This is a genomic window from Tabrizicola sp., assembly GCF_022842145.1.
GTDB lineage: Bacteria > Pseudomonadota > Alphaproteobacteria > Rhodobacterales > Rhodobacteraceae > Tabrizicola.
Window position 1 is genome coordinate 128844 of record NZ_JALHQD010000006.1, and the last position, 23614, is coordinate 152457.

Sequence of the window (23614 nt, forward strand, 5' to 3'; positions counted from 1 at the left end):
CCCCTGGGGCCAGTCCCCGGGGGTGCCTATCCGACCGGAAGAGGACCGCGATGCACCTTGCCCTTTTCACCCTTGGACGCCTTGGCTCGGCCATTCCGGTGCTGATCGGTGTCACCGTCGTGGTGTTTCTTTCGGTGCAACTTGTGCCGGGCGACATCGCCCTCTCGATCTTGGGCCGCATGGCCACGCAGGAACAGCTTGCCGCCTTGCGCGAAAGCATGGGGCTGGACCGGCCGCTGATCGTCCAGTACGGGCGCTGGTTCGCCGCGCTGCTGCAGGGCGATATCGGGGTTTCTCTGGCCCAGCAGCTCCCGGTCGCGCAGATCCTGGTCCCGAAGATCTGGAACTCGCTGATCCTGATGGCGGGAAGCCTGTTTCTGGTCCTGACCATCGGCTTCGGGCTTGCCGTGATCTCGGCCCCGCGCTTTCGCAGCCTGACCGACCGCATTGTCGTGGCACTGACCTTGGTCTTCGCCAGCTTGCCGGTCTTCTGGCTGGGGATCATCCTCCTCTACTTCCTTGCGTTCAAACTGAAGCTGTTTCCCATCTCGGGGATGTATGACGTTGTCGGGGGTGGCGGCTTCTGGGACCTGATCCACCATCTGATCCTGCCGGCCAGCGTGACCGCCGCATCATCCATCGCAGTCGTGGCCCGCGTTACCCGATCGCGGATGATCGACGTGTTGAACGAGCCTTACATCCTTGCCGCGAAGGCCCGGGGCCTGACCCGTCGCCAGATCGTGCTGCGCCACGCGGTGCGCAACAGCCTTGCCACCTTCGCCAGCATCGGCGGGCTGCAGATCGGCTACCTCTTCGGCGGTGTGGTCTTCACCGAGATCATCTTCAACTGGCCGGGCATCGGCATGCAGCTTTACGATGCGATCCTGGCGCGGGACATCCCGATGATACAGGGCTGTGTGCTGGTGGTGGCGGTGGTCTTCGTCCTCGGCAACCTGATGTCGGACGTTGTGGTCCGCGCTCTCGATCCGAAAGGGAGCTGACCGATGACTGGCATACCCACCGCCTTGAAGCCCCCGATAGGCCGCCGGTCGAACCTCTACTTCGTCTGGCGCGGCGTGCTGGGCGACCCGGTTGCACGCATCGCTGCAGGTGTTATTGCAGGGATGATGCTTGCGGCCGCCTTCGCGCCGTGGATCTCGCCCTGGGCTCCGAACGCTGCCAATCCAGAGCTTCGACTTATGCCCCCCGGTACCCCCGGGCATCTTCTGGGGCTTGATCAGCAGGGACGGGACATCCTTTCGCGGACGCTGCATGGCGCACGGCTTACGCTGATCTGCGGCATCCTGCCGGTGGTCATCGGGGCGGCGATCTCGATCCCTCTGGGAATGCTCGGGGCGTGGTACCGTCGGCTGGGTGCCGTCATCATGCGGCTGATGGATGTGCTTTTCGCTTTCCCGATGGCCTTGCTGGCAATCATGCTGGCAGCGCTGATGGGCCCGGGTATCGGCAACATGATGATCGCGCTTGTCGTGACCCTGATCCCATACAACACCCGGGTCGTCTACGCGGCGGCCTGTCTGGAACGCGATCAGGCCTATGTCGAGGCCGCCCGGGCCATGGCCACGCCGGATCTGAAAATCCTTTTCGTCGAGATGCTGCCGAACGTCGTGGCGGCCTCGGTCGTCTATTCCTGCACGATCATCGGTGCCGTCGTGATCACCGCGGCGGGGTTGTCATTCCTGGGTCTGGGGGTTCAGCCGCCTACTGCCGAATGGGGCATCATGACCAGCGAAGGGCGCAGCTTCATCTTCAACGCACCCCATATCGCGGCGGTGCCGGGAATTGCGATCACCATCCTGGTGATGGCCTTCAACCTTCTGGGCGACAGCCTGCGCGACAGCCTTGATCCCCGCACCCGCCTGCGCCTTGTGAAGCCGGCAAAGGAGACCTGATGGCAACCGTCATCCGCAATGCGACCGTCCTGACGCTGGACGAAAGCGACCGCCTGCACCAGCGCGCCGATGTGGTGATCGAAGGCGGCCTCATCCGCGCTGTCGGTCTCGGGGCAGCCGAGTCCGCCCCTCCGGACGCGCAGGTGATTGCCGGCGAGGGCAAGCTTCTGATCCCCGGCCTCATCAACGGTCACTTCCATTCGCCCGGCAACTTCATGAAGGGCGCGCTGGAGAACTGGCCCTTGGAACTTTTCATGCTCTATGAGGTTCCGCCCCTGATGGACCGCGTGGCAAGCCCGCGCTTCGCCTATGTCCGCACCATGCTGGGCATCATCGAGATGCTGAAGCAGGGGGTGACGGCGGTCCATGACGACTGCTTCTTCGTACCCGTCGTGACCGAAGGCGAAGTCGATGCCGTCCTGCAGGCCTATGCCGACGCTGGGATGCGCGCGACGGTGACGCTGGATCAGCCCAACGTGGCCGAGACGGCGAAATATCCGTTTCTGTCCGAAATTCTGCCCGCCCCCCTGCGCGACCGGATGCAGTCCGCGCCGCGCATGTCGGACCGAGAACTGCTGGACCACTATGCCCGCTACATCGACCGCTGGCATGGGTCTTCCGACGGCCGTTTGCGCGCAGCGGTCAGTTGCTCTGCCCCGCAACGGGTGACCCCGGACTATTTGCGCGCCCTTGGCCGCATCGCGCAAGAGATGGACATCCCCTACAACATGCACATCCTGGAAACCCGGCTGCAGCGGGTCTTCGGGCAAGAGGTGCTCGGCAAGTCACTTGTCCGCTATGCCCATGATATGGGGGTGCTGACCGAACAGGCTATGGTGATCCACGCGATCTGGATCGATGACGACGACATCCGCCTGATCGCGGACTCGGGTGCCTCGGTGGCGCACAACCCGGTGTCGAACCTGAAGATCGGCAGTGGCATCATGCGTTGGCGCGCCATGCGGCAGGCCGGGATCAATGTCTGCCTCGGCAATGACGAGGCGAACACCGACGACGGCATCAACCTCTGGACGGTGGGCAAGGTCGCAGGGCTGATGCACAACATCGCTGATCCGGAGTTTCGCAACTGGATAACGCCGCAAGAGATCCTTGGCAGCCTCACACATGCCGGTGCGAGGGCGATGCGACTGCCGGTGCCGACGGGGCAGATCAAGGTCGGCTGGCAGGCGGACCTCGCACTACTCGACTTGTCTACCCTGCCGTTCACGCCCCTGAACGATATCCGCCGCCAGCTGGTCTACTGCGAAACCGGTGCCTCGGTGCGCACGGTCCTGGTCGGCGGCGAAGTCGTCGTGCAGGACGGTCGCCTGACCCGCGTGGACGAGACCGCCCTTCTGGCCGAAGCGCGCGCCTGCGCTTCAGAGTTTGCGGATTACATGTCACGCTGCAAGACGGCAGCCGATGACCTCCTTCCGCATTACCGGGCAATGTATGACCGCGCGCTGTGCACGCCCGTCGGGATGGACCGCTGGGCGCGCCCCGATTTCGGCAAGGGAGGAGCCCCGCAATGACCACGACCCGCGTCCGCGCCCGTTACGTGATCGCCTGGGACGGCGCATCACACCGCACCTTGCGCGACGGCGAGGTGGTCTACCGCGGCGACACGATCCTTTTCGTCGGTCGTGGCTTCGAAGGCCCGGTCGATGTCGAGATCGACGGTGGCAATGCCGTCCTTGGCCCCGGGTTCATCGATTTGAACGCGCTGGGAGACCTTGATACGACGGTCCTTGCCTTCGACAACCAGCCCGACTGGGCCAAGGGCCGCACCTGGCCCGAAGATTACGTCGCCGCAGGCCCGATCGAGATGTATTCGGACGAAGAGCAGACCTTCAAGATGAAGTATGCCTTCGCGCAGCTGGTCCGGAACGGCATCACCACGGCCTTGCCCATCACCTCGATGTTCTACCGCAAATGGGCCGAGACTTATGACGAGTTCGCCCGGTCCGCAGACAGCGCCGCCGAGATCGGTATCCGCGCCTACCTTGGCCCATGTTACATGACTGGCGTCGAAGTCGTGCGCAACGACGGCTCTTTCTACACCCATTGGGACGAGGATCGTGGCCTGAAGGGCCTTGCCGATGCCGAGGGCTTCATTGACCGGTTCGACGGCGCGCATGGCGGATTGATCCGCGGCATGCTGGCCCCCGACCGCATCGAGAACTGCACCCCGGAACTCATCCGCCGCACCGCCGCAGTCTCGGCAGAACACGGTGTCCCGGCGCGCCTGCACTGCTGCCAGAGCTTGGACGAGTTCCAAAGCATCGTCGACCGCAATGACATGACGCCGCTGGAATGGTTGTCGTCGCTGGGATTTCTCGGACCAAGGGCGCTTCTGCCGCATGGGGTCTATATCACCGGACACAGCCGGGTGTCCCGGACCGGCGACGACGTCGGGCTCCTGCGGGACTCTGGTGCCACGCTGATCCACTGCCCGCTGGTCCTGTCACGCTATGGTGGTACGATGGAAAGCTTCGCGCGGCTGAAGGCCGCGGGGGTACGTATAGGTCTTGGCACCGACACCTTCCCGCCTGACATGGTGGAAAACATGCGCCTCGGGATCAGCCTGTGCCGGGTGGCTGAGCACTCGGTCACCGCCTGCTCGGCCGCAGATTTCTACAACGCCGCCACCGTCCACGCCGCCGATGCCCTTGGGCGTCCCGACCTTGGACGCCTGGCGCCAGGGGCGAAGGCCGATATGACCCTGTTTGACCTCTCGGATTTCGGAATCGGTCAGGTCATCGACCCGGTCCAGACCATGATGCTGTCTGGCACGGGGCGGGACTTCCGGACCTCGATCATCAATGGCCGTGTGGTCATGCGCGACCGCCTCTTGCCCGGTGTGGACCTTGATGCTTGGCATCGGCAGGCTCAGGGGCAGTTCGAAGGCCTGATTGCAAAGTATCCACTCAGAACACTGCATCACCCCCCCGTCGATGAGATTTTCGCTCCAGGCTTCCGCAATTTGTAGCGATGCATTTTCCTGAACGGATGTGGATTTCACAAAGTTTAGAATTGCGCCGTCGCAATTCGCGTCTGGCGGATAGCGGTCGTTCGCGGCCGAAATGAGGAATGTCGGGTTAGGGCCGGGAACTGCCTTTCCAGCCGTTGTGCAGCGGGACAGCACCCGCTTGGCTCCAGATCGGCGAAGGACTGCTACAGGGTGCGTCCGGTCAAGCCAGTTTGCCGCGCGACGTGATGCTGGCCAATTCCTGCACCACGGTGCCCCGGATCAGGTGGACACGGTCGAAGAGGTTCGTGACCACGCAGGCATGGTTCGGGATCACGCGCACCCGTTCGCCTACCGCGGGCCGGTCTGGGCAGGCTGACAGATCGACGTGGCCGTGTTCTTCCGACAGCCCGGTGATCACCGCGTCCGGATAGGCGGTGATACGGCCGTGGCCGGGCAGTGGGCAGAGGTCGGCGGACAGCGCCTTTGACCCGGAATCGAGGATGGCGCGGGTCTCGGTCGGGCGGCTTACCACGGTGGCCAGCACCGTCATCGCGCAGTCGTCCCAGCTGCCAAGACCGAAGGCGACCTGCATGCGGTCGCTGTAGATGTAGGTGCCGGGGCGGTGTTCGGTGGCGACGGTCACGAGATGCGCGCGGTAGAGGCCCGGGCTGCCCCCGGCCGAGATCACCGGCGGTGGCAGGCCAGCCTCGGTCAGGAGAGCGCGCGCGGCGGTCAGCCAGGCGTCCGTCGCAGCCTCGCCGTCGCGCGGCGGATAGGTCATCAGGCCGCCGAACCGCAGGCCCGGCGCGGCGGCAATGGCCTGCGCCAGCGCCAGCGCCTCCTCCGGCGTCTGCACCCCGCAGCGATTGGCTCCGGTGTCGCATTCCACCAGAACGGTCAGGGGCTTCTTCGGCGCGGTGAAGGTCGCAGCATACCCGGCAAGGACGGTGGCATTGTCGCAGGTCACCGACAGAGTGACCCGCTCGGCCAGCGCGGCAAGCCGCGCAAGTTTGGCCGGGCCGATGATGTTGTAGGGCAGGAAGATGTCGGTCAGCCCGCCATCCGCCATCGCCTCTGCCTCGCCCAGTTTCTGCGCGGTGATGCCGATCGCGCCCAAGGCCAGCTGCGCGCGGGCGAAACGGGGCAGCTTGTGCGTCTTGACATGCGGGCGCAGCCGCAGCCCGTGTGCGTCGGCATAGCTTTGAGCGCGGGCCAGATTGGCCTCGACCCGGTCAAGGTCGATCAGCACGGCGGGGGTGTCGATGTCGTCAAGCGTCATGTGATCGCCTCCAGAAACGGCAGGTTGCCGGCCATCAGCCCGGCATCCACCGTCAGCGTCGTGCCGGTGATGCCGCTGGCGGCGGGCGAAGCAAGGAAGGCGACGGCAGCGGCGACTTCATCGGTGGTGACGATCCGGCCCAAGGGATAGATCGCCGCCAGCTTGTCCAGAATCGCGGGATCGGCTTGCAAACGATGCTCCCACGCGGCGGTGCGGATCGAGGCCGGGATCACCGCGTTCGAGCGGATGCCGTGACGGCCTTCCTCGATCGCGATGGCCCGCGACCAGGCCAGCATCGCGGCCTTGGCGGCGGAATAGGGTGGGTTGCCGTGGTGAGTCAGGGCGTTGACGGAAGAGACGAAGACGAAGGCGCGGTTGCCGGTTGCCGCACGCATGGCGGGCAGGAAGGCTTGGGTGAAATGCGCGGCCCCGGTGAAGTTGCGCGCCAGTTCATCGTCAACCGCGTCGGGGGTGCATTGGCCAAAGGTATCCGCCCGCGTCCAGCCCGCGTTTGAGATCACGACCGAAGGCGTCCCTCCGGCCAGTATGGCCGAGGCGGCGGCAAGGGTCGCGTCGCGGTCGCGCAGGTCGAAGTGGTGCGCCTCGCCCGCAAGATCGGTCCCAGGGATGTCGCAGGACACCACCTGCGCGCCAAGCCGTGCCAATGTTGCACCAAGCGCGCGACCGACGCCGCCACCCGCACCCGTCAGAACCACCCTTGCACCGGTCAGTTCGATCATGCGCGCCTCCTTGCGTTTCCGGGCCGGGTCGTCAGGATCACGGCAGCAAAAGGAGGATACGCCATGTCGAAGGAAGTGTTCGGAACCAGCCATGTGCCCCTGTCGCCTGCGGTGCGGGCGGGGGATTTCGTCTTTGTCTCGGGCCAGGTGCCCGTGGCGGACGGCAAGGTGGTTGCGGGCGGCATCGGGCCGGAAACCCGTGCCGTGCTGGAAAACGTGAAGGCCTTCCTTGCGCTGGCCGGAGCGACTATGGCCGACGTGGTGAAGACCACGGTCTGGCTGCGCGACCGCGACGACTTTGCGGGGTTCAACGCGGTGTATGCGGAATACTTCCCGCACCAGCCTCCGGCCCGGTCCACCGCTGAATCGCGCCTCATGATCGACATCGCGGTCGAGATCGAGGCCATCGCCTATGCCCCGCGCTGAGGCGGGCCGCCCCAGACGGTGACCGGAAGCCCCGCCATCCGCGCTTTCAGCTGGAGTGCGACAAAGCGCGAATAGAACCGCGACAGGGCCAGATTGCCGCCATGGAACCAGAGGTTCTTTACGGCGGTCGGCTTCCACATATTGCGCAATTCGCCCTGCCAAGGACCTGGGTCGCCGCGCACGCCGGACCCCAGGCCCCAGCAGGGGCCAACCGCCTCGGCCGCCTCATCGGACACGATGCCAGCGACGGTGCGGTGCATCGACTGATACCCGGTGCAGGCCACCACCACATCGGCCGTGACCGTCCTGCCATCGTCCAGCACCAGCCCTTCGGGCACCACCCGCGTCACGCCGTGCCCGGCGATCACTCCGATCTGGCCGGTGGCGATCAGGTCCGACGCGCCTACGTCGATGTAATAGCCCGATGCGGTGCGCAGCGCCTTCATCATCAGGCCGGACTGGTCCTCGCCAAAGTCAAGCTGCATCCCCGAGGCGGCAAGTCTGGCGTAGAAGTCGGCGTCCTGAGAACGGATGCGCTGGTAAAGCGCGCGTTGGCCTGCGGTGAAGCGCGAGAACGGCGTGGCGGCTGACAGAAGGTCGGCCCGGTCGACGTCGATGCCGCGCGCCACGGCGTCTTCGGAATAGATGTCGAACCCAAGGTCCATCAGCGTTTCCGACCGCACCACGCAGGTCGATGACCGCTGGATCAGCGTGACCTCGGCCCCGGCCTCCCACAGGTCCACGGCCACATCATGCGCACTGGACGCTGCCCCCACGACCAGCGCGCGCTTGCCCACAAAGGCGCGGCCATCCTGATAGGCGCTGGAATGGATCAGGGTTCCGGCAAAGCTTTCCGCCCCCGGCCAGTCGATGGCGCGGGGCGGACCGTAGGCTCCGGTGGCAAACACCAGTTCCACCGGGTGGAGGGTGGTGGTGCCCCCGTCACGGCGCACCGTCACCTTCCAGCGATCGCCCTGCCAGACCGCGCTTTCGACGGTCGAGGACAGCCACAGGTCAAGGTCCAGAGCCAGTGCATAGGCCTCAAGCCAGTCGCCCATCTGGTCCTTGGGGCAAAACACCGGCCAGTGCGCGGGGAAGGGGATGTAGGGCAGATGGTCGTACCAGACCGGGTCGTGCAGCACGAGGCTGCGATACCGGTTGCGCCAGCTGTCGCCCGCGCGCGGGTTCTTTTCGACGACCAGTGCGGGCACGTCCAGCGACTTGAGCCGCGCGGCCAGCGCCAGCCCCCCCTGACCGCCGCCGATGATCAGAACCTGCGGTTGGTCTTCCTGCCCCAGCCTGGCGCGGCGGCGGGTGCGGGCTTCGGACCAGGTCTCGCGCGTGCGGCTGGCCTTGTGGACGATGCCGCGGGGCCGGGTGGCTCCGCGCCGCTCTTCGTGGCTGGTCAGGTCGGCGACGGCGGTGAACAGCACATCGGCCAGACCATCGCGCAGCGTCAGCCGCCCGGTGCCCTGCGCTGTGGCCGTGCGGAATGTGATCCAGGCGCTGATGGTCTCGCCTTCGCTTTCCGCCGGGCCGACCCGCTGCCAGCCCGTGGGGATGGCGCGGGCCAGGCAACCGCCCAGCATCGCCGCAATGCGGGCCGGGCCTTCAAGCGTCACGATGTTCCAGGTGAAGGCCAGAAGGTCGCGCCAGGCCGCGTCGGGGCGGAAAAGTGCAACCGCCCCTGCCACATCCTGTGCCTTGAGAGCAGTGTCGAACCGGGACAGCCAGTGGTCGATGGCGGCGTCGGACATGGTCAGTCTCCCAGCGGTTCCAGTGTCGCGCCTCGGCGGTGCGTCTGGATGGCATACTTGATCCGCCTCAGGTTTTCGCGCGCGGGCGGGCCGATTGCATAGCCGGTGGCGGCGGCCAGAAGGTCGATCACCGCCAGAAAGGCAAAGCGTGATGCGGTGGGTTTCAGCGTATCGGGGTACTCCGGCACGGCCACGGTCAGCGCCACATCCGCTGCGCGGGCAAGGTCGCTGCCGGGCGTGGTGATGGCGATGGTCGCAGCGCGGTGGTGACGCGCCATCTCGACCGCCTCGATCACCTCGCGAGTGCGACCGGTCGACGAGATCGCGACAAAGGCATCGCCGGGGCGACAGGTCGCCACCATCATCCGCGCAAGGTAGGGGTCCTTCAGCGCCGTCACGCCCAAGCCATAGCGGAACAACCGGTTCTGCGTTTCCTCGGCCAGAGACGAGGACGACCCGCCAAGGCCAAGTGCAAGCACGCGCCCGCCCGATTGCGCCAGAAGTTCGGCCGCTTGCATCAGAAGGGCGGGGTCCAACTGTCGTTCGACGGCATGGATGGCGGCCCGCGCTTCAGCCAGCACAGATTCCCAGAACGGCGGCAGCGCGGTCTCGGACGGTTGCGCGGGCGCAGCATCTGCGGCCAGATACAGGTCGCCCACCACCAGTGACCGGGCCAGTTGCAGCTTGAAATCGCGCACACCTTCGCAGCCGATGGCGCGGCAGAACCGGGTGACGGTGGGCTGGCTGACGCCAGCGCGAATGGCAATGTCGGCGTTCGAGGCGTCGACGGCGGCCTGCACGTCCGACAGCACGGCGTCGGCCACCGACTGTTCGGCCGGCCGCAGATCAGGATAACTGTCCTTGATCCGGGCAATGATGTCCGGCACCGGCAAACGCCTGCTTGCGGCCTGTTCCGCTCGCATCCTGCCCCCGTCAATGTCTGAACCGCGCCCGTAGTATCCCGGTCATTGGCCATCCACGTCAAGCCCTTGTGTTGGAAACTTACACGGGCTCTCAGCGCTCGCGGCCAGGAAAACATGGCGGCATCTCTGCCTCTGTGTCGAATCGTTGACAGCCATGTAAGCCAGCAACATAGTTTCCGCTGGGTCAGCTTGCAGGTCGGCAAGGGACTGCAAGGCGGGGGCGCATGGCTGTGGCGACAGAAGGCGCAAGGCTTAGCATTCGCGGCGCGGGCAAGCGCTATGGCGACCTGCAGGCGATTGCCGACGTGACCTTCGATGTCGGGCGCAACACCATCCTGTCCATTGTCGGGCCGTCGGGCTGCGGCAAGACCACGCTCCTGTGGTCGATGTCGGGGCTGCACGGGCTGAGCGAGGGGCAGGTGCTTCTGGACGGTCAGGCGATCACCGGCCCGCACCCCGAGATCGGGCTGGTCTTCCAGGAGGCCAACCTTCTGCCCTGGCGCAACCTGATGCAGAACATCCTGTTCCCGTGGGAGGTCAAGCGCCAGAAGCCGGACATGGCCTGGATCGACCACCTTGTGGACCGCGTCGGGCTGAAGGGGTTTGAAACCCGGATGCCGCGCGAGTTGTCGGGGGGCATGCAGCAGCGTGCCTCGATCGTGCGGGCGCTGTCGTTGCGGCCATCGGTCCTGTTGATGGACGAACCCTTTGGCGCGCTGGATGCCTTCACCCGCGAAGAGATGAACCGCCTGGTCGAGGAGATCTGGCTGGAGACGAAGACCACGATCGTCTTCATTACCCATTCCATCGAGGAGGCGATCTTTCTGTCGGACCGGGTGCTGGTGCTCAGCAAACGCCCTGGCCGGGTGATGGCCGACTATCCGGTGCCGTTTCCCCGGCCCCGCAGCCTTGAAACCATGGCCAGCCGCGAGGTCTTCGACCTGACGAACCGGATCAAGGCCGACATCTACGGCCAGACCTCCTTGCGCGCGGCGGCGGAGTAGCGACGATGAGGGATGCCATCCCCGAGTTCAACAAGTCACAGCCGGGGGGCGGGGTTGGCCTGTCGGGCGTTTCTCTGGCGGCTGGGACGGGTACGCGGACCCGCAAGGAAATCGCGATCATCCTCCTGGTGGCGGTGGTTGTGATCGGCGGACTTGAGGTCCTGCTGCGCTGGTTCGAGGTGCCGCATTACATCCTGCCACCGCCGTCGGCCATCGCGGCGGCCTTGGTCAAGGAGTTTCCGCTGCTTCTGCCGCACCTGCGCGACACGTTGATCTGCCTGTTTGCGGGCTTCGGCATCGGGGCGAGCATCGGTCTGATCCTGGCCGCAGTGGTGACCCAGAAACCCTTCGTCGAGAAGGTCATCACGCCCTACATCCTGATCCTTGTGACCACGCCCATGCTGGCGCTTGTGCCCTTGCTGATCCTGCGCTTCGGCTTTGGCTACACGCCCCGCATCATCGCCGTGGCGCTGGCGGCGGGGCCGATGGTCATGATCAACGCCGCCACCGGGTTTCGCCGCACCGACAGCGCAAAGATCGCCTTGGCGCGCAGCTATGGTGCATCTGTCCTGCAGATCTTCTGGAAGATCCGCGCACCGATGGCGCTGCCGATGATCCTAGTGGGGCTGATGATCGGCGCCATCTTCGGCCTTTTGACCTGCGTCGGGGCTGAGATGGTGGGCGGTGGGTTCGGCTTGGGCAACCGGCTGACGACCTATTCCAGCATGATCAACATGCCCGAGTTCTTTGCGGTGATCATGATCCTCTCAATCATGGGCATCGTTCTCTACGTCCTGTTTTTCCTGATCGGCAAGAAGTGGGCAAGCTGGGAGACCTGAGGCAAGCCCGGCACAATCTAGTACAACAAGGGAGTGACCGAGATGACCATTCTGAAAACCGGCCCCGGGCTAACGCGGCGGAGACTATTGCAGTTCACTGCCAGCGGTGTCGCGCTTTCGGGCCTGGGGCTGCGATCGGCGCTGGCCGAACCCTATGACCGCGCCTTCACCTGGATCAGCCCGCGCGGCACGCTTGAGGTCCTGGATGACTACGGCTTCTGGGTGGCCAAGAAGATGGGCTACTTCGGCGACCTGTCGGTCGACATGCAGCCGGGCCCGTCGGACGGCACGGCCACGGTCAAGTTCGTCGATGTGGGGCAGGCCGACATGGGCTTCCCCTCGCCCGGCGTGTTCTCCTTCGCGCTGCGCGAGAGGATGAAGCTGAAATCGGTGTTCCACATGGGTGCGCGCGACACCTTCAGTCTGGCCTTCCGCAAAGGCGAAGGCCCGGCCGACATCAAGGGCATCGAGGGCAAGACGATCCTCTTGGGCTCTGCAGCCTGGCAACCGATCGTTGACCCGATGCTGGCCGCGCAAGGCGTCGACATCACGACCATCAAATATGTCGAGGCGGGCTGGCCGACCTGGGGCACGGCGCTGGCCGGCGGTCAGGGCGACGCGGCGCTGGCCTGGGAAGGCTTGCGGGCCGAGTGGATCGCCACGGGACTAGAGTTCGAATACTGGCTGGGCGTGCAGAACTCGCCCCTGCCGGCCAACACCTTTGTCGTGCGTGCTGCCGACGTCGAGGATCCCGACAAGAAGGCCTTCATGGAGCAGTACCTCAAGGGCTGGGCCATGGGGATGGAGTTCGCCGAGCACAACCCGCAGGCCGCCGTGCAGGCCGTGTTCGACCAGTTCCCGACCTTGGCGCAGAACGTCGGCCCCGCGCAGGGCTGCATGTCGCTGATCCAGCAGGCCAACGTCTTCCGCGGCGACATGGCCAAGCGGCAGGGCTGGGGTTGGCATGACATGGCGTCGTGGCAGGCCTTCTTCGACCTGACAGCCAAGATCGGCCAGACCGACGTGATCAAGGCCGAGGATGTCTGCAGCAACGACCTGATCGCAGGCGCAAACAGCTTTGATCTGGAAAAGATCAAGGCCGATGCGGCGGCAGCGGGGGTGCCCGCAGGCTTTGAGGACGTCAATGTCGAGGAAATCCGCGCCACGATGTTCGATCAGGCCATCGGCGCGAAAGGCTGAAACACGGTTGGCGGCGCCCATCCTGCGGGATGAGTGCCGCCCACCGCCCAACCGAAGGAGACCGCGATGACCGCGCCCGTACGCATCCTTGTCGTGGGCCTGGGCAACATGGGTGCGTCCCATGCCAGCGCCTATCACCGCAACCCCGGCTTCCAGATCGTGGGCCTGTGTTCCCGCAAGATCAAGTCGAAGGCGATCCCCGAGGCGTTGCAGGGCTATCCGCTGTTCGAGGATTATGAGGCGGCGCTTGCGGCGCTGAAGCCCGACGCGGTCTCAATCAACACCTGGCCCAACACCCATGCCGATTATGCCATCAAGGCGATGGAGGCGGGCGCGCATGTGTTCATGGAAAAGCCCATCGGCACCACCAATGCCGAGGCCGAGGCGGTCGTCGCCACCGCCCGGCGGCTGAACCGCAAACTGGTGCTTGGCTATATCCTTCGGGTACATCCCAGCTGGGAGAAGTTCATCGAGATCGGCAAGTCCATGGGCAAGCCCCTGGTCATGCGGCTGAACCTGAACCAGCAGTCGTCAGGGGACGCGTGGTTCTGGCACAAGAACCTGATCGACAGCCTGATCCCCATCGTGGATTGCGGCGTGCACTACGTCGACGTCATGTGCCAGTTGACGGGTGCCAAACCCGTCCGCGTACACGGGATTGGTGCAGCACTTTGGGCCGAGGCCGACAAGCAGAACTACGGCCACCTGCACGTGACCTTCGATGACGGCAGCGTCGGCTGGTACGAGGCGGGCTGGGGGCCGATGATGTCGGAAACCGCCTTCTTCGTGAAGGATATCGTGGGGCCCAAGGGCTCGGTCAGTCTGGTGCCGGACGATCACGCGCGGTCGGGCGAGGAAGACCTGTCCGACAGCGCCAATATCGACAAGCATACCAAGACCGATGTGATTCGCGTCCATCATGCCGCCGTGGGCAACGACAAGCATTTTCTGAAAAAGGACGAGATCCTGCGGATGGCCGACGAACCCGGCCATCAGGAATTGTGTGACCGCGAGCAGGCCTATTTCTTGCGCGCGATCCGCGAGGATCTGGACCTGTCGGAAAGCATGGATGCCGCCGTCAATTCGCTGCGCATCGTGCTGGCGGCCGAGCAGTCGATTGCCGAGGAACGGGTCATCCGGCTGGACTGAACTGCGCCTCTGCCGGGCGCAAAGGGGGAAGCCATGAGCAGTATCGACGACCTTTATCGTTCGTCCGATGCGGTGGCGCTGGCCGGTCACGTCCGGGCGCGAGACGTTACTGCGGCGGAACTGACTGAAGCCGCGATCCGCGCCATTGACGCGCTGAACCCGCGGCTGAACGCCGTCATCCACCGGCTGGACGACATGGCACGGGCGCAGGTGGCCGCCGGTGTTTCGGGGCCGCTGGCGGGGGTGCCCTACTTGCTGAAAGAACTTGCCTCCAGCTGGACCGGCGCGCCGGTCACCAATTCCAGCCGCTACCTGCAGGACCAAGTCGCCACTGCCGACAGCACCGTCGTCAGCCGGATCAAGGCGGCAGGGCTGGTGCTTGTGGGCAAGTCGAACGCTCCGGAGAACGGCTGGTCCATTGCGACCGAGCCGGTTCTGTACGGCCCGACGCTGAACCCATGGGATGCAGGCGTGACCCCCGGCGGGTCCAGCGGCGGGACGGCGGCGGCGGTGGCGGCAGGCATGGTGCCGCTTGGCGACTCCAGCGACGGGGCGGGGTCGATCCGGGTGCCCGCTTCGTGCTGTGGAGTGGTGGGGCTGAAGCCGTCACGCGGGCGCGTGACGCTGGCACCGCTTGCTGACTACTGGATGGGCGGGGCGTATTTCCTGTGCAACTCACGCACGGTGCGTGACACGGCGACCTATCTGGATGCCGTGGCGGGTGGTCTGCCGGGCGATCCCTACCCCTGCCCCCTGCCCGCCCGACCCTTTGCCGAACTGGCGCGCGAAATACCGCAGGGGCTGCGCGTGGGGTTCACGGTGGCCGATCCGACCGGGAACCCGGTCCATCCCGACATCGCCTCCGTGGTCCGCGCCACGGCCCGCGCGCTGGAAAGCCAGGGCCACCACGTTTCCGAATACGACATGACGACCGACCTTGGCGTCTTGTGGCGCACTTACACCGAAATGTCGGTGGTCGAGGCGGCGGGATTCTGGGGTTGGATGGAAACCGTGACCGGCCGCCCCGTCACCCCGGACAAAGTTGAGCCGGTGACTTGGGCGATCCTGACCCGGGGGCGCGCCACCATGGCGATCCCCCATGCCAACCGGGTAGAACAGCTGCGCCAGATGGGCCGCGCCATCGTGACCGAGCTTCTGCCCTTCGACATCTACCTGACCCCGACGCTGACCCAGCCGCCACGGCCCGTGGGCTATTACGACATGTCACTGACCGATCTGGACGCCTACAACACGCTCTGGGCCGATGCGGTGTTCATGGCCCCCTTCAACGTCTCGGGCCAACCGGCTATGTCGCTGCCGCTGGGCATGGCCGGGCCGTTGCCGGTCGGCGTGCAAGTGGTGGGACGGCCCGGAGACGAGGCGACGGTGCTGCAGGTGGCGACATTGCTGGAGCAGGTGATGCCCTGGCGCGACCGGCGTCCGCCGGTCCGGGTATAGGGGGTGGCGATGCATGATCTGGTGCTGCGGGGCGGGCGGGTGATCGACCCGGCCCATGGGATTGACGGCCTGGCTGACGTTGCCTTCACCGCGGGCCTTGTGGCCGCCGTCGGTCAGGGGTTGGCGGGGCGCGAGGTGCAGGACGTCAGCGGCCTGATCGTGACGCCCGGCCTGATCGACCTGCACACCCATGTCTACTGGGGCGGCACCTCGCTGGGGGTAGAGGCCGACGCCTATTCCCGCCAGTCCGCCGTCACCACCGTCGCCGATACCGGCAGCGCAGGGCCCGGCAACTTCCCCGGCTTTCGCGCCCATGTCATCGACAAGGCGCGCGTGCGGGTGCTGGTCTATCTGCATGTGTCCTTTGCCGGCATCTACGCGTTCTCTCCGACCATCATGGTCGGCGAAGCGCATGACATGCGGCTGATGGCTGCGCGTGAGGCGCTGGCGGTGGCCCGCGCCAACCCCGACGTGATCATCGGCATCAAGGTGCGCGTCGGCCGCCACGCCTCGGGCCCCTCCGGCATCCAGCCGCTGGATGTGGCCTTGGATCTGGCCGACCGCGCCGGTCTGCCGCTGATGTGCCATATCGACGAGCCGCCGCCGACCTATGCCGATGTGGTCGACCGCCTGCGCCCCGGCGACGTGCTGACCCACTGCTTCCGCCCCTTTCCGAACGCCCCGGTTGAGGGCAACGGGCACCTGCGTGAGGCCGTGCAGCGCGCCCGGGCGCGGGGCGTGTTGTTCGACGTGGGCCATGGCATGGGCTCGTTTTCCTGGGATACCGCGCGCAAGGCGCTGGCAGTGGGCTTTGCGCCCGATACGATTTCCTCGGACGTCCACGCGATGTGCATCACTGGTCCCGCCTGGGACCTGTTGCGCACGATGACAAAGTTCCTGTCGCTCGGTCTGCCCTTGTCCGACGTCGTTGCCGCCGCCACCTCCAACGCCGCCAAGGCGCTGCGCCGCCCCGAGCTTGGGCATCTGGGCGCAGGGGCTGCCGGGGATGCCTCGGTGCTGGCGCTGGCCGAGATGCCAACCCCGCTTGAAGACGTGCTGGGAGAGGTTGTCGATTACCCGCAACGGCTGATCCCGCGCGGCATGGTGATCGGCGGACGGTGGGAGGCGCTGTAGATGACGCGCGTCTCGGTCTGGGCCTATCCCTGGGACCTGCACGACATCGGGCTGGACACCGCACTGGACCGCATTGCGCAGGCGGGTGGCAATTGCGTCAGCGTTGCCACCTCCTACCACGCGGGCCGCTTCCTGCAGCCCGGCAATCCGCGCCGCAAGGTCTACTTCCCGCAGGACGGTACGGTGTATTACCGGCTCGACCCTGCCCGCTGGCTAGGCCAGACGATCCGGGCGCTGCAGGCCGATGTGGTGGCGGCCGAGGGTGATTACCTGGCGGCACTGATCGACAGGCGCGACCGGGGCGGGCCTCAGGTCAGCTGCTGGACGGTCTGTCTGCACAACACGCGGCTTGGTATGGCGCATCCGGATCACGTCATGCGCACCGCCCATGGCGACCCGCATTTCTATGCCCTCTGCCCCAGCAGTCCCGCCGCGCGTGACTATGTGGCAACGCTGGTGCGCGAGGTGGCCGACGCCTATGCGCCGGACCGGATCGAGCTGGAAACGCCAGAGTTCATGGGGTTTTCCCATGGCTTCCACCACGAGAAGGACGGCCTTGGCGTGACGCCGGAAGAGGATTTCCTGCTGGGCCTGTGCTTCTGCGCCCATTGCCGACAGGCAGCGATGGCGGCCGGGGTGCCCTTTGACGAAGCCCGCGCCCGGGTCGTGTCGTTGCTGGACGCGGCCTTTGCCCGGCCTTTGCCACAGCGCAGTTTTCCTGACTTTCCGGCCAGGGGATTTGCCGCTTTCGACGGTGAGCCCGCGCTGGCCGCCTTCCTGCGCTGGCGCCCGCAGGCGGTGACCGACCTTGTGGCGCAGGTCGCAGCCGGAGTGCCGAAGGCGACCGAACTGGCGGTCATCGACTATGATGGGTCGTGGACCGGCGGGCTGGACATCGCGGCCCTTGCCCCGCATCTGGGCGGCGTTCTTTACTGCGCCTACTTTGCCCCACCTGAACGGGTTGGTGCGCTCCTGGCCCCGGTCAAGGCAGCGCTTGGTCCGGGCAAGAGGCTGACGGCAGGGTTCCAGCTTTTTCACCCCAATCTTGCCGACGCCGCCGACCTTGCAGCGCGCGTCGCTGCGGCCAGGGTCCACGCGGACGGCCTGAACTTCTACAACCTCGGCCTCGTGCCACCGACGCGTCTGGCCTGGATGCACAACGCGCTGCATCCGGCCTGAACCCGGTGCTTTCCGGCCCCGAACCGCGACGGAACCGCACGCCCGACAGCGGCGGCTTTGGTGCCTTTGCCAAGTTCAAGACTGAATTTGCCCTTGGCTAGGTCGCGTTGGTCCTGCAATTGCAGGGCCATGGCCAGCCACTTCGCTGCAGCCGAACGACTGCGGACACTGGTCGCAAACGCCGGCAAGGGCCGCGAGCGTCGATCCGGGTGGGGCCTTCGCAAGGGGCGGAAAGCGGACAGTCGCTGTCGCGCAACGAAGCGGGTTGGTTCGTCGCTGTCGACGAGATGTAGCAAACAGCATTCTCGAAGTAGAAACCGAGCGAAGGATCACCCTTGCTGCGATATTCACTTGGGGGGGAGCAGATCTTCCGGTGGCTGCCTGTTGCCGGCCATTTGGCCGGACGGGTCGTCTTGGCTCCGTCGCAAGTTCCTCACCGACCATGCCTACTGTCGCCCCATGTTATGTAGCTGTCGCGGCATTGACCTACGACTGCACTTGGGTCTGCAAGCAGTGTCAAACCATGTGCTGCAGCACGCCATCGCCGCCAAGACTGCGGGAAACCCTGTCCCAAAGTTGTCGCAGCCGCTTTACGTGCAGGTCGTCTATGATCGCCGCAACCAGGGTGCGCAGCGCCTCGCGCCTGGCGTCTGAGGTCAAGGCACCAGGCTCCCCGGCGCCGAGGTGGAGCTTCGGAAGTGTTTTCAGGCCAAGACTCTCACGAAGGTCAGCATCCCGCATGTCGTTCTGGAAAAGGATATCGGCCAGGGCCTCTCTCGCTTCCGGCGAGCCACGCTCCACGACGGCCTCGAGATCGAAGATCGTCCGGATGTTCAGCGTCCGCAAAGCCAGGAACCGCTCTGGCCCGAATTCCAGACAGAGTTGTGCCTGCGCGACCCAGTCGATCGTCGTGTATATCCCGAACGGACTTTCGATATGCAGCATGATCGGATTGAACGCAGCAAGGTTCTGAACGTCGAAGATATACGCTTCTTCCAGCCGAAAGGCCGTCAGGTGATCGATGCCCTCAAGCAGCGTGACCGGAACCACCTTGCAGTGCTTTTCATGCTTGATGAGGCGTTCCTTAAACGAGAAGCCCGCTTTCTGGATGACATAGGACAAAGCCGATTCCGGAATGAAGCCGAAGGCGAAGGCCAGGAACAGCCAGCCGTAACCGACACCGTCGGTCGGGTCGTATTGAGGCCAGTCAGTCCCGCGGTTGAGGTCAAGCGCGGCAAGGGCGTCCCGGCCCAGCGCGACCACCTGTTCGGTGCTTGGCACAACCCGATAGGCGACGACGAGAAGAACCAGCACAAGCATCATGTGCAGGAAGGCGCGCAGAAAGGTGACAGGCGATAGGTCGAACGCGACCACTGCCCGCAGGAAAAGCCGGATCGAAAAGAAATACGACCCCGCGAAAGCGACAGCCGCGATGGTCAGGACATTCAGATGGTGTGCATCGATCTTTGCCGGGTCGGCTAGCAGTTCTGACGGCAAGCCACCGGCTGCCAACAAGCTTGGTTTGAGCCAGGCTCCGACCATTCCGTCGGCACTGAACTGAGCAAGATGCGCGAAGATCAGAAACATCCCGAAACCGGAAAAGATCATGAACGGAATGGCGCAGAAGAGCAGCATCCAGTCCGACAGGACCTGGAACGGAAAGCGGGGAATTTTGGTCAGATCGCCGGTCCGCGCCTCGTGGGGAAGATCGGCGTAGTACTTGCCACGGACGAACTCGAAGCTCACCAGGGTGCTTCCGGTTCCGTTGTGCGGGTGTAGGTCAAATGTCTTGGCGAAGAGGTCGATGAGCTCGATCCTGTTGTAGCGAACCTGAGCCCGGATAGCGATGATCGCCACCGGAAGGAACAGGGCAAGAAAGGTTGCTGCCCAGACCGGCAGGTAGAAGACCGTGGGATCGCCGGGCAGTTGCAGGATCGCAACTCCCACGGCAATGACAAGCAGCATGACCAAAGCGAGGGTAGCCCCGCCGCCGATGGTCCCGAGTGCAGGCATGGGCAATCCTCCTTCAGGGAGTGGGGTTGATCGTGCCGTGGGCCGCAGGTCCGAAAAGGCGCTCGGGCTCCCCGCTTTCCGGTCGCAGGAAATCAGCCTTTTGCAGGAAGGCATCCTTCTCGCGCTGGAACTGGGCCGTCATGAGGCCCAGCGACCGCAGAAGTGGCGGGTAGGGCCGTGGGTCCGCCACCCAGGTCATGTGCAACCACCTTGCGTAGAATGCCTTGTGACCCGGCCGCACCGTTGCCGTAACGATGTCGGCTGCGTGGTAGATCGCGGCTGCCATGGCGATACGCATCAGCAACATATGGACGTCCGGCTCTTCACGTTGGGCAATCGGGTCCACCGTCAGCCGGTTTGGATCGACGATGCGATCGCCGGCTGCAAGCCGCGGCGACAGGATCTCGGGGAAAACCAGGACCGCTGGTGAGCGCGCCTCATGTGCAGCCCCGGCAACATGAAGTCGGATCGAAGCGATAAGCCTGTCGTCCCGCCAGACCCCCACGGTTCGCGCGTTCGGCATCTCATCGTAGCCGTCCCACAGGCGCTTTCCCGGGATTGCACCGATCATCCCGGCGGCCTGATAGGCACGGTACCGAAGCGCCGCCACGTCCTCCTGATCTTCGCCCGTCGCGACCCGACGGACAGAGACTCGCTGGACAAGCTCGGTCAGCCGGTCTGTCCGGTTCGCAAACCCCGTCATCGCTGCCCCCGGATCAAGGTTAGTTTCGGGCAAAGGAATCCGGCGCTGCGGGTGGCGGCGCGGTAGCTTTCGGCTTGGGGTGAGGCGAGGATTGTCCGTTCCTCGATCAAGGCGCTGTTCACATAGAACAGGACCAGCGCAAAGGTCAGCGCGGCAAGCAACCAGACAGGTGCTGCAATAAGCAGGGCGGCCCAGAAAAGGATGTAGGACAGATAGAATGGGTGACGCACCCACCTGTATGGCCCGCTGCCCGCGATCCGGGGCGGTGCCACGGGATCAAAGGCAAGCGTCAGCCCGTGCCCATGTGTAGCCCGCACTGCGGCATGAAAGACGCCAAGGGCGGCCAGCACTCCGACGGCAGCAAGGGCCAGTCGCCCGTTGTCCGGAGGCGAGCGCAGGATAGCGATGATCCCGGTGAGTAGTGCTGCGGCTGCAAGTACCGAGACGATCCGCATTGCCATCGGCATCCGCGTGCTGACGAAGTGATAGCGGATCGCCCAGGCAAAGTAGGCAAAGACCGCCACGGCAAGCGCAAGGAACAGCACCGACCCGATCACGACAAGACCTCGCCAGCGATCTTTCGACTTGCAACACGCGCAAGCGGCGAGCCGATGCGGTTGAGATGGTCCGTGTCGAAAAGATCCAGCAACATGATGATCTGCGTGCCGGCGACCGGATGCTCGAAGGACCCGCCGGTCTGGCGATAGCCGAAGGTCCCGAACAACGAGACCAGCTCTTCCCGCGTGGACAGGACGGAATGCCTGACGTTCAGGTCCAGCCCGATCTGGTAGGCCAGGCGAAAGAGAGCGATCACCGCACGCAGGCTTCGGCCGCCTTCATCGGTCACAAATCGGCTGCAGACAATGGTTTCCGGGGCACAGAGAAGGCGGGCGGACACCGCAAGATCGGCGAGGTAGCCCTCGGGGCTGACGTCTTGCAGGGCGGTTTGCCGAAGCGCCGCAACCAGGCGGCCACCCTCGCAATACGCGATCTGTCGGGACCGCTGATCTTCCGCGTCGACCAAGGTGCCGTCCGGCGAGACGCCAGGATAGGACTTGCCCTGCTCGACCACGAAGCGCCGATGGCGAAGCCGGTAGATCTGGCCAAACCAGGGTTCCGTTGTTGCGACGAATGCCCCGCGCCGCACGGTGGCCCGGTCCTCGTTCATGCGGCGTCTCCCGCGGGCGCGCCGATGGCCCGGACAAGTGCCTCATCCCGAAGCGGGATCGGATAGACCTGTCGGAACAGCGAAAGGCACTGGGTCATGGGGCCGATTGCGTCAGGGCGTTCGGTCAGCACCTGCTTGATCAGGTGGCGGAACAGATTGGCGTGCCGAACGTCCTCCGTGACATGATCCGACAGGAAGCGTGTTCCATTGGCGAAGGCAATGCCCGCGCCCGGCGACGCGGCAATCGCCTTGGTCAGGCGTTCGGTCAGGTTCTCGAACAGGTACTCGGCGCCGATGTAGCCGAAGGGGTCGCAGCGGTCCGCCATCCGGTCCCAGACCGCGGCGACGGCAAAGGCGGCGGGGGTGGGCGCCGCGCACTGCAGGGCGGGGTTGCCGCCCATCGCAAGGTAGTCGTCCCACGCCCAGAGACCGTGCTCCGCCTCTTCCGCCTTGTGGTGCGACAGCACCTGCATCAGACGGACCTCGGACTTGTGCAACCGACCGATCATCCGAAAGCCGGCCTCCGTGGTCTGGCCCTGGTACATGGGGACAGCATGCAGGATTTCGCGCAGGACCAGCCGCAGATCGGTGTGCCGGCTCGGGTTCTCCAGAAGCTGCCAGCCACGCCAGGCCCTGACCTCGCGTTCGACATCCGTGACCATCGCGTCAAGTTCGGCAAAACCCTTCTCGGCGGTTTCCGAGTACTTCCCCTTGCCGCGGGGCAATCGTCCATGTGGGGTCATCAGCGTTCTTTCCGAATGATTGAGTGTTTCGTCCTGCACCCGACCTTGGGCCTAGCCCAGGCCCAGGGCCCGAAGCGTGCGAAAGGTGGCGGTGCCGTCCGGCGGCAGTCCTTTGCTGCGCTGGAAGCCCGCCACCGCGGCCCGCGTGTCCTTGCCGAAGACCCCGTCGACCAGAAGCAGGTCGTCCGGCGGCAGATGGCGGTTGAGAGCGGCCTGCAGGCTTTCGACCTGGGGGCCACGATCGCCGATCGTCAGCCCCGGTTTGCGCAACGCGGGCCGCGCACCGAACAGGCCGTCCTGCGACCAGCGGTCGATCAGCTCTTCCGAGGCCTCGAAATGCATGGCGTCCTCGATCCGGAAGGCCGCGCCCCAGAAGAAGCCATGGCGGTTGAAGATCGGGTGGATTGCCATCAACCCGGCCTGCGCCCGCCCGTCGCCCCGCGAATCCAGCACGCCGCCCAGCGTCAGGTCGATCGCGGTGCCCCAGGCGTGGTTCGAGATGGCCGTCGCCGAGCCGCGGACGAGCCGGCAGCAAAGCATGCCTGCGCTGCCAAGGGCGGCATGGATGGCAGGGTGATCGCGCTGGATATCGGCCAGGATGGTCCGCAGGACGGCGACGGCAGGTGCAAGGCCAGTTGCGCGGAAGGGGCCGACATCCTCGGTGACGATCAGGCCTTTGATCAGCGGGTCCACGACCGGCGCGCAGTCGGTCCCATAGGTCGGGCGCGGATTGCCGATCAGCGCAAGCATGGTCGCGTTCCGCGCGGCGTGAAGCGGGCCGTTCAGAGTCCGACGGTCCTCATGCGCAAGGGGAACAGGGTTCGTCAATCCGGATGCAATGTTCATCGCAGGCCTTTCCCATCGTGAAGGTGCAGGCCCTAAGAAGCGCGTTCTCCGTAAATCCAACGAAAATCTTCAGTGGGTGAATCCGCGCTGCCAGCGTTAATTTATCGTAAAGCGCGCCCTCGGCTGGTGATGGGTCCGGAATTGTCTGCCACAATCCTCCGTGACGTCG

Annotated in this window: 22 protein-coding genes; 12 read left to right on the forward strand and 10 right to left on the reverse strand. The window is 65.2% G+C overall.

The features are described 5' to 3' along the window. Window positions 1-50 precede the first annotated feature (50 nt). The 4 genes from Q0C42_RS14820 to Q0C42_RS14835 are packed head-to-tail and all read left to right on the forward strand — an operon-like array spanning window position 51 to window position 4902. On the forward strand, window positions 51-1001 hold the full coding sequence (locus tag Q0C42_RS14820; RefSeq protein ID WP_295077408.1) for an ABC transporter permease: 951 nt from the start codon (window positions 51-53) through the stop codon (window positions 999-1001). 3 nt (window positions 1002-1004) lie between these two features. Continuing rightward, window positions 1005-1913, forward strand: a complete 909-nt coding sequence (locus tag Q0C42_RS14825) for an ABC transporter permease (protein WP_295077411.1) — start codon at window positions 1005-1007, stop codon at window positions 1911-1913. Continuing rightward, window positions 1913-3445 carry an amidohydrolase family protein gene (locus tag Q0C42_RS14830; protein ID WP_295077413.1) on the forward strand — a complete coding sequence of 511 codons (1533 nt, stop codon included), beginning with the start codon at window positions 1913-1915 and terminating at the stop codon, window positions 3443-3445. Before Q0C42_RS14825 ends, Q0C42_RS14830 begins: the two co-directional genes overlap by 1 nt. Beyond that, on the forward strand, window positions 3442-4902 hold the full coding sequence (locus tag Q0C42_RS14835; RefSeq protein WP_295077417.1) for an amidohydrolase family protein: 1461 nt from the start codon (window positions 3442-3444) through the stop codon (window positions 4900-4902). Before Q0C42_RS14830 ends, Q0C42_RS14835 begins: the two co-directional genes overlap by 4 nt. A gap of 202 nt (window positions 4903-5104) precedes the next feature. On the opposite strand, the gene Q0C42_RS14840 is transcribed toward Q0C42_RS14835, so the two are convergent. Both Q0C42_RS14840 and Q0C42_RS14845 read right to left on the reverse strand, forming a co-directional pair. After that, window positions 5105-6163, reverse strand: a complete 1059-nt coding sequence (locus Q0C42_RS14840; protein ID WP_295077420.1) for a D-TA family PLP-dependent enzyme — start codon at window positions 6161-6163, stop codon at window positions 5105-5107. Next, complete coding sequence (locus tag Q0C42_RS14845; RefSeq protein ID WP_295077423.1) at window positions 6160-6903, reverse strand: SDR family oxidoreductase; 744 nt, start codon at window positions 6901-6903, stop codon at window positions 6160-6162. The genes Q0C42_RS14840 and Q0C42_RS14845 overlap by 4 nt, the downstream gene beginning before the upstream one ends. Window positions 6904-6966: 63 nt before the next feature. On the opposite strand from Q0C42_RS14845, the gene Q0C42_RS14850 reads away from it, so the two are divergent. Continuing rightward, window positions 6967-7329, forward strand: coding sequence for a RidA family protein (locus Q0C42_RS14850; RefSeq protein ID WP_295077426.1), 363 nt, complete (start codon window positions 6967-6969; stop codon window positions 7327-7329). Here Q0C42_RS14850 and Q0C42_RS14855 read toward each other — a convergent pair. Together Q0C42_RS14855 and Q0C42_RS14860 are read right to left on the reverse strand one after the other, a co-directional pair. Further along, window positions 7314-9086, reverse strand: coding sequence for an NAD(P)/FAD-dependent oxidoreductase (locus Q0C42_RS14855; protein WP_295077429.1), 1773 nt, complete (start codon window positions 9084-9086; stop codon window positions 7314-7316). The genes Q0C42_RS14850 and Q0C42_RS14855 overlap by 16 nt on opposite strands. A gap of 2 nt (window positions 9087-9088) precedes the next feature. Then, on the reverse strand, window positions 9089-9973 hold the full coding sequence (locus Q0C42_RS14860) for a MurR/RpiR family transcriptional regulator (RefSeq protein ID WP_295077432.1): 885 nt from the start codon (window positions 9971-9973) through the stop codon (window positions 9089-9091). A 260-nt stretch (window positions 9974-10233) separates the two neighbouring features. Here Q0C42_RS14860 and Q0C42_RS14865 point away from each other — a divergent pair, with 260 nt between their 5' ends. The 7 genes from Q0C42_RS14865 to Q0C42_RS14895 all read left to right on the forward strand — a co-directional run bounded on the left by Q0C42_RS14865 (window position 10234) and on the right by Q0C42_RS14895 (window position 17972). After that, window positions 10234-11013, forward strand: a complete 780-nt coding sequence (locus Q0C42_RS14865) for an ABC transporter ATP-binding protein (protein WP_295077434.1) — start codon at window positions 10234-10236, stop codon at window positions 11011-11013. A 5-nt stretch (window positions 11014-11018) separates the two neighbouring features. Beyond that, window positions 11019-11852: an ABC transporter permease gene (locus tag Q0C42_RS14870; protein WP_295077437.1), complete on the forward strand. Its 834-nt coding sequence runs from the start codon at window positions 11019-11021 to the stop codon at window positions 11850-11852. Between the two features lie 42 nt (window positions 11853-11894). Then, window positions 11895-13052: an ABC transporter substrate-binding protein gene (locus Q0C42_RS14875; protein WP_295077439.1), complete on the forward strand. Its 1158-nt coding sequence runs from the start codon at window positions 11895-11897 to the stop codon at window positions 13050-13052. 66 nt (window positions 13053-13118) lie between these two features. After that, a complete protein-coding gene (locus Q0C42_RS14880) occupies window positions 13119-14201 on the forward strand; it encodes a Gfo/Idh/MocA family oxidoreductase (protein ID WP_295077441.1) in 1083 nt (360 codons plus the stop codon). 33 nt (window positions 14202-14234) lie between these two features. Beyond that, the gene (locus tag Q0C42_RS14885) at window positions 14235-15659 is read left to right on the forward strand and encodes an amidase (protein ID WP_295077443.1); all 1425 of its coding nucleotides are present in this window, start codon (window positions 14235-14237) and stop codon (window positions 15657-15659) included. A 9-nt stretch (window positions 15660-15668) separates the two neighbouring features. After that, the gene (locus tag Q0C42_RS14890; RefSeq protein ID WP_295077445.1) at window positions 15669-16793 is read left to right on the forward strand and encodes an amidohydrolase/deacetylase family metallohydrolase; all 1125 of its coding nucleotides are present in this window, start codon (window positions 15669-15671) and stop codon (window positions 16791-16793) included. Beyond that, entirely contained in the window at window positions 16794-17972 is a 1179-nt protein-coding gene (locus Q0C42_RS14895; RefSeq protein WP_295077447.1) for a hypothetical protein, read from the forward strand. A gap of 516 nt (window positions 17973-18488) precedes the next feature. On the opposite strand, the gene Q0C42_RS14900 is transcribed toward Q0C42_RS14895, so the two are convergent. The 6 genes from Q0C42_RS14900 to Q0C42_RS14925 are packed head-to-tail and all read right to left on the reverse strand — an operon-like array spanning window position 18489 to window position 23445. Then, window positions 18489-19985 carry a hypothetical protein gene (locus tag Q0C42_RS14900; protein WP_295077449.1) on the reverse strand — a complete coding sequence of 499 codons (1497 nt, stop codon included), beginning with the start codon at window positions 19983-19985 and terminating at the stop codon, window positions 18489-18491. 13 nt (window positions 19986-19998) lie between these two features. After that, entirely contained in the window at window positions 19999-20688 is a 690-nt protein-coding gene (locus tag Q0C42_RS14905) for a hypothetical protein (RefSeq protein WP_295077451.1), read from the reverse strand. Further along, the gene (locus Q0C42_RS14910; RefSeq protein ID WP_295077454.1) at window positions 20685-21245 is read right to left on the reverse strand and encodes a methyltransferase; all 561 of its coding nucleotides are present in this window, start codon (window positions 21243-21245) and stop codon (window positions 20685-20687) included. Before Q0C42_RS14910 ends, Q0C42_RS14905 begins: the two co-directional genes overlap by 4 nt. Beyond that, window positions 21242-21856, reverse strand: coding sequence for a hypothetical protein (locus tag Q0C42_RS14915; RefSeq protein ID WP_295077456.1), 615 nt, complete (start codon window positions 21854-21856; stop codon window positions 21242-21244). The genes Q0C42_RS14910 and Q0C42_RS14915 overlap by 4 nt, the downstream gene beginning before the upstream one ends. Beyond that, complete coding sequence (locus Q0C42_RS14920; protein WP_295077458.1) at window positions 21853-22599, reverse strand: hypothetical protein; 747 nt, start codon at window positions 22597-22599, stop codon at window positions 21853-21855. The genes Q0C42_RS14915 and Q0C42_RS14920 overlap by 4 nt, the downstream gene beginning before the upstream one ends. A 51-nt stretch (window positions 22600-22650) precedes the next feature. After that, window positions 22651-23445: a peptidoglycan-binding protein gene (locus Q0C42_RS14925; protein ID WP_295077461.1), complete on the reverse strand. Its 795-nt coding sequence runs from the start codon at window positions 23443-23445 to the stop codon at window positions 22651-22653. Window positions 23446-23614: the final 169 nt, after the last annotated feature.

Coding starts and splice junctions, on each gene's coding strand:
- Q0C42_RS14900 (WP_295077449.1), bottom strand. CDS start 19,985: ATGCCTGCACTCGGGACCATCGGCGGCGGGGCTACCCTCGCTTTGGTC.
- Q0C42_RS14885 (WP_295077443.1), top strand. CDS start 14,235: ATGAGCAGTATCGACGACCTTTATCGTTCGTCCGATGCGGTGGCGCTG.
- Q0C42_RS14835 (WP_295077417.1), top strand. CDS start 3,442: ATGACCACGACCCGCGTCCGCGCCCGTTACGTGATCGCCTGGGACGGC.
- Q0C42_RS14845 (WP_295077423.1), bottom strand. CDS start 6,903: ATGATCGAACTGACCGGTGCAAGGGTGGTTCTGACGGGTGCGGGTGGC.
- Q0C42_RS14915 (WP_295077456.1), bottom strand. CDS start 21,856: ATGAACGAGGACCGGGCCACCGTGCGGCGCGGGGCATTCGTCGCAACA.
- Q0C42_RS14890 (WP_295077445.1), top strand. CDS start 15,669: ATGCATGATCTGGTGCTGCGGGGCGGGCGGGTGATCGACCCGGCCCAT.
- Q0C42_RS14880 (WP_295077441.1), top strand. CDS start 13,119: ATGACCGCGCCCGTACGCATCCTTGTCGTGGGCCTGGGCAACATGGGT.
- Q0C42_RS14870 (WP_295077437.1), top strand. CDS start 11,019: ATGAGGGATGCCATCCCCGAGTTCAACAAGTCACAGCCGGGGGGCGGG.
- Q0C42_RS14895 (WP_295077447.1), top strand. CDS start 16,794: ATGACGCGCGTCTCGGTCTGGGCCTATCCCTGGGACCTGCACGACATC.
- Q0C42_RS14920 (WP_295077458.1), bottom strand. CDS start 22,599: ATGACCCCACATGGACGATTGCCCCGCGGCAAGGGGAAGTACTCGGAA.
- Q0C42_RS14830 (WP_295077413.1), top strand. CDS start 1,913: ATGGCAACCGTCATCCGCAATGCGACCGTCCTGACGCTGGACGAAAGC.
- Q0C42_RS14925 (WP_295077461.1), bottom strand. CDS start 23,445: ATGAACATTGCATCCGGATTGACGAACCCTGTTCCCCTTGCGCATGAG.
- Q0C42_RS14865 (WP_295077434.1), top strand. CDS start 10,234: ATGGCTGTGGCGACAGAAGGCGCAAGGCTTAGCATTCGCGGCGCGGGC.
- Q0C42_RS14855 (WP_295077429.1), bottom strand. CDS start 9,086: ATGTCCGACGCCGCCATCGACCACTGGCTGTCCCGGTTCGACACTGCT.
- Q0C42_RS14820 (WP_295077408.1), top strand. CDS start 51: ATGCACCTTGCCCTTTTCACCCTTGGACGCCTTGGCTCGGCCATTCCG.
- Q0C42_RS14825 (WP_295077411.1), top strand. CDS start 1,005: ATGACTGGCATACCCACCGCCTTGAAGCCCCCGATAGGCCGCCGGTCG.
- Q0C42_RS14850 (WP_295077426.1), top strand. CDS start 6,967: ATGTCGAAGGAAGTGTTCGGAACCAGCCATGTGCCCCTGTCGCCTGCG.
- Q0C42_RS14905 (WP_295077451.1), bottom strand. CDS start 20,688: ATGACGGGGTTTGCGAACCGGACAGACCGGCTGACCGAGCTTGTCCAG.
- Q0C42_RS14875 (WP_295077439.1), top strand. CDS start 11,895: ATGACCATTCTGAAAACCGGCCCCGGGCTAACGCGGCGGAGACTATTG.
- Q0C42_RS14840 (WP_295077420.1), bottom strand. CDS start 6,163: ATGACGCTTGACGACATCGACACCCCCGCCGTGCTGATCGACCTTGAC.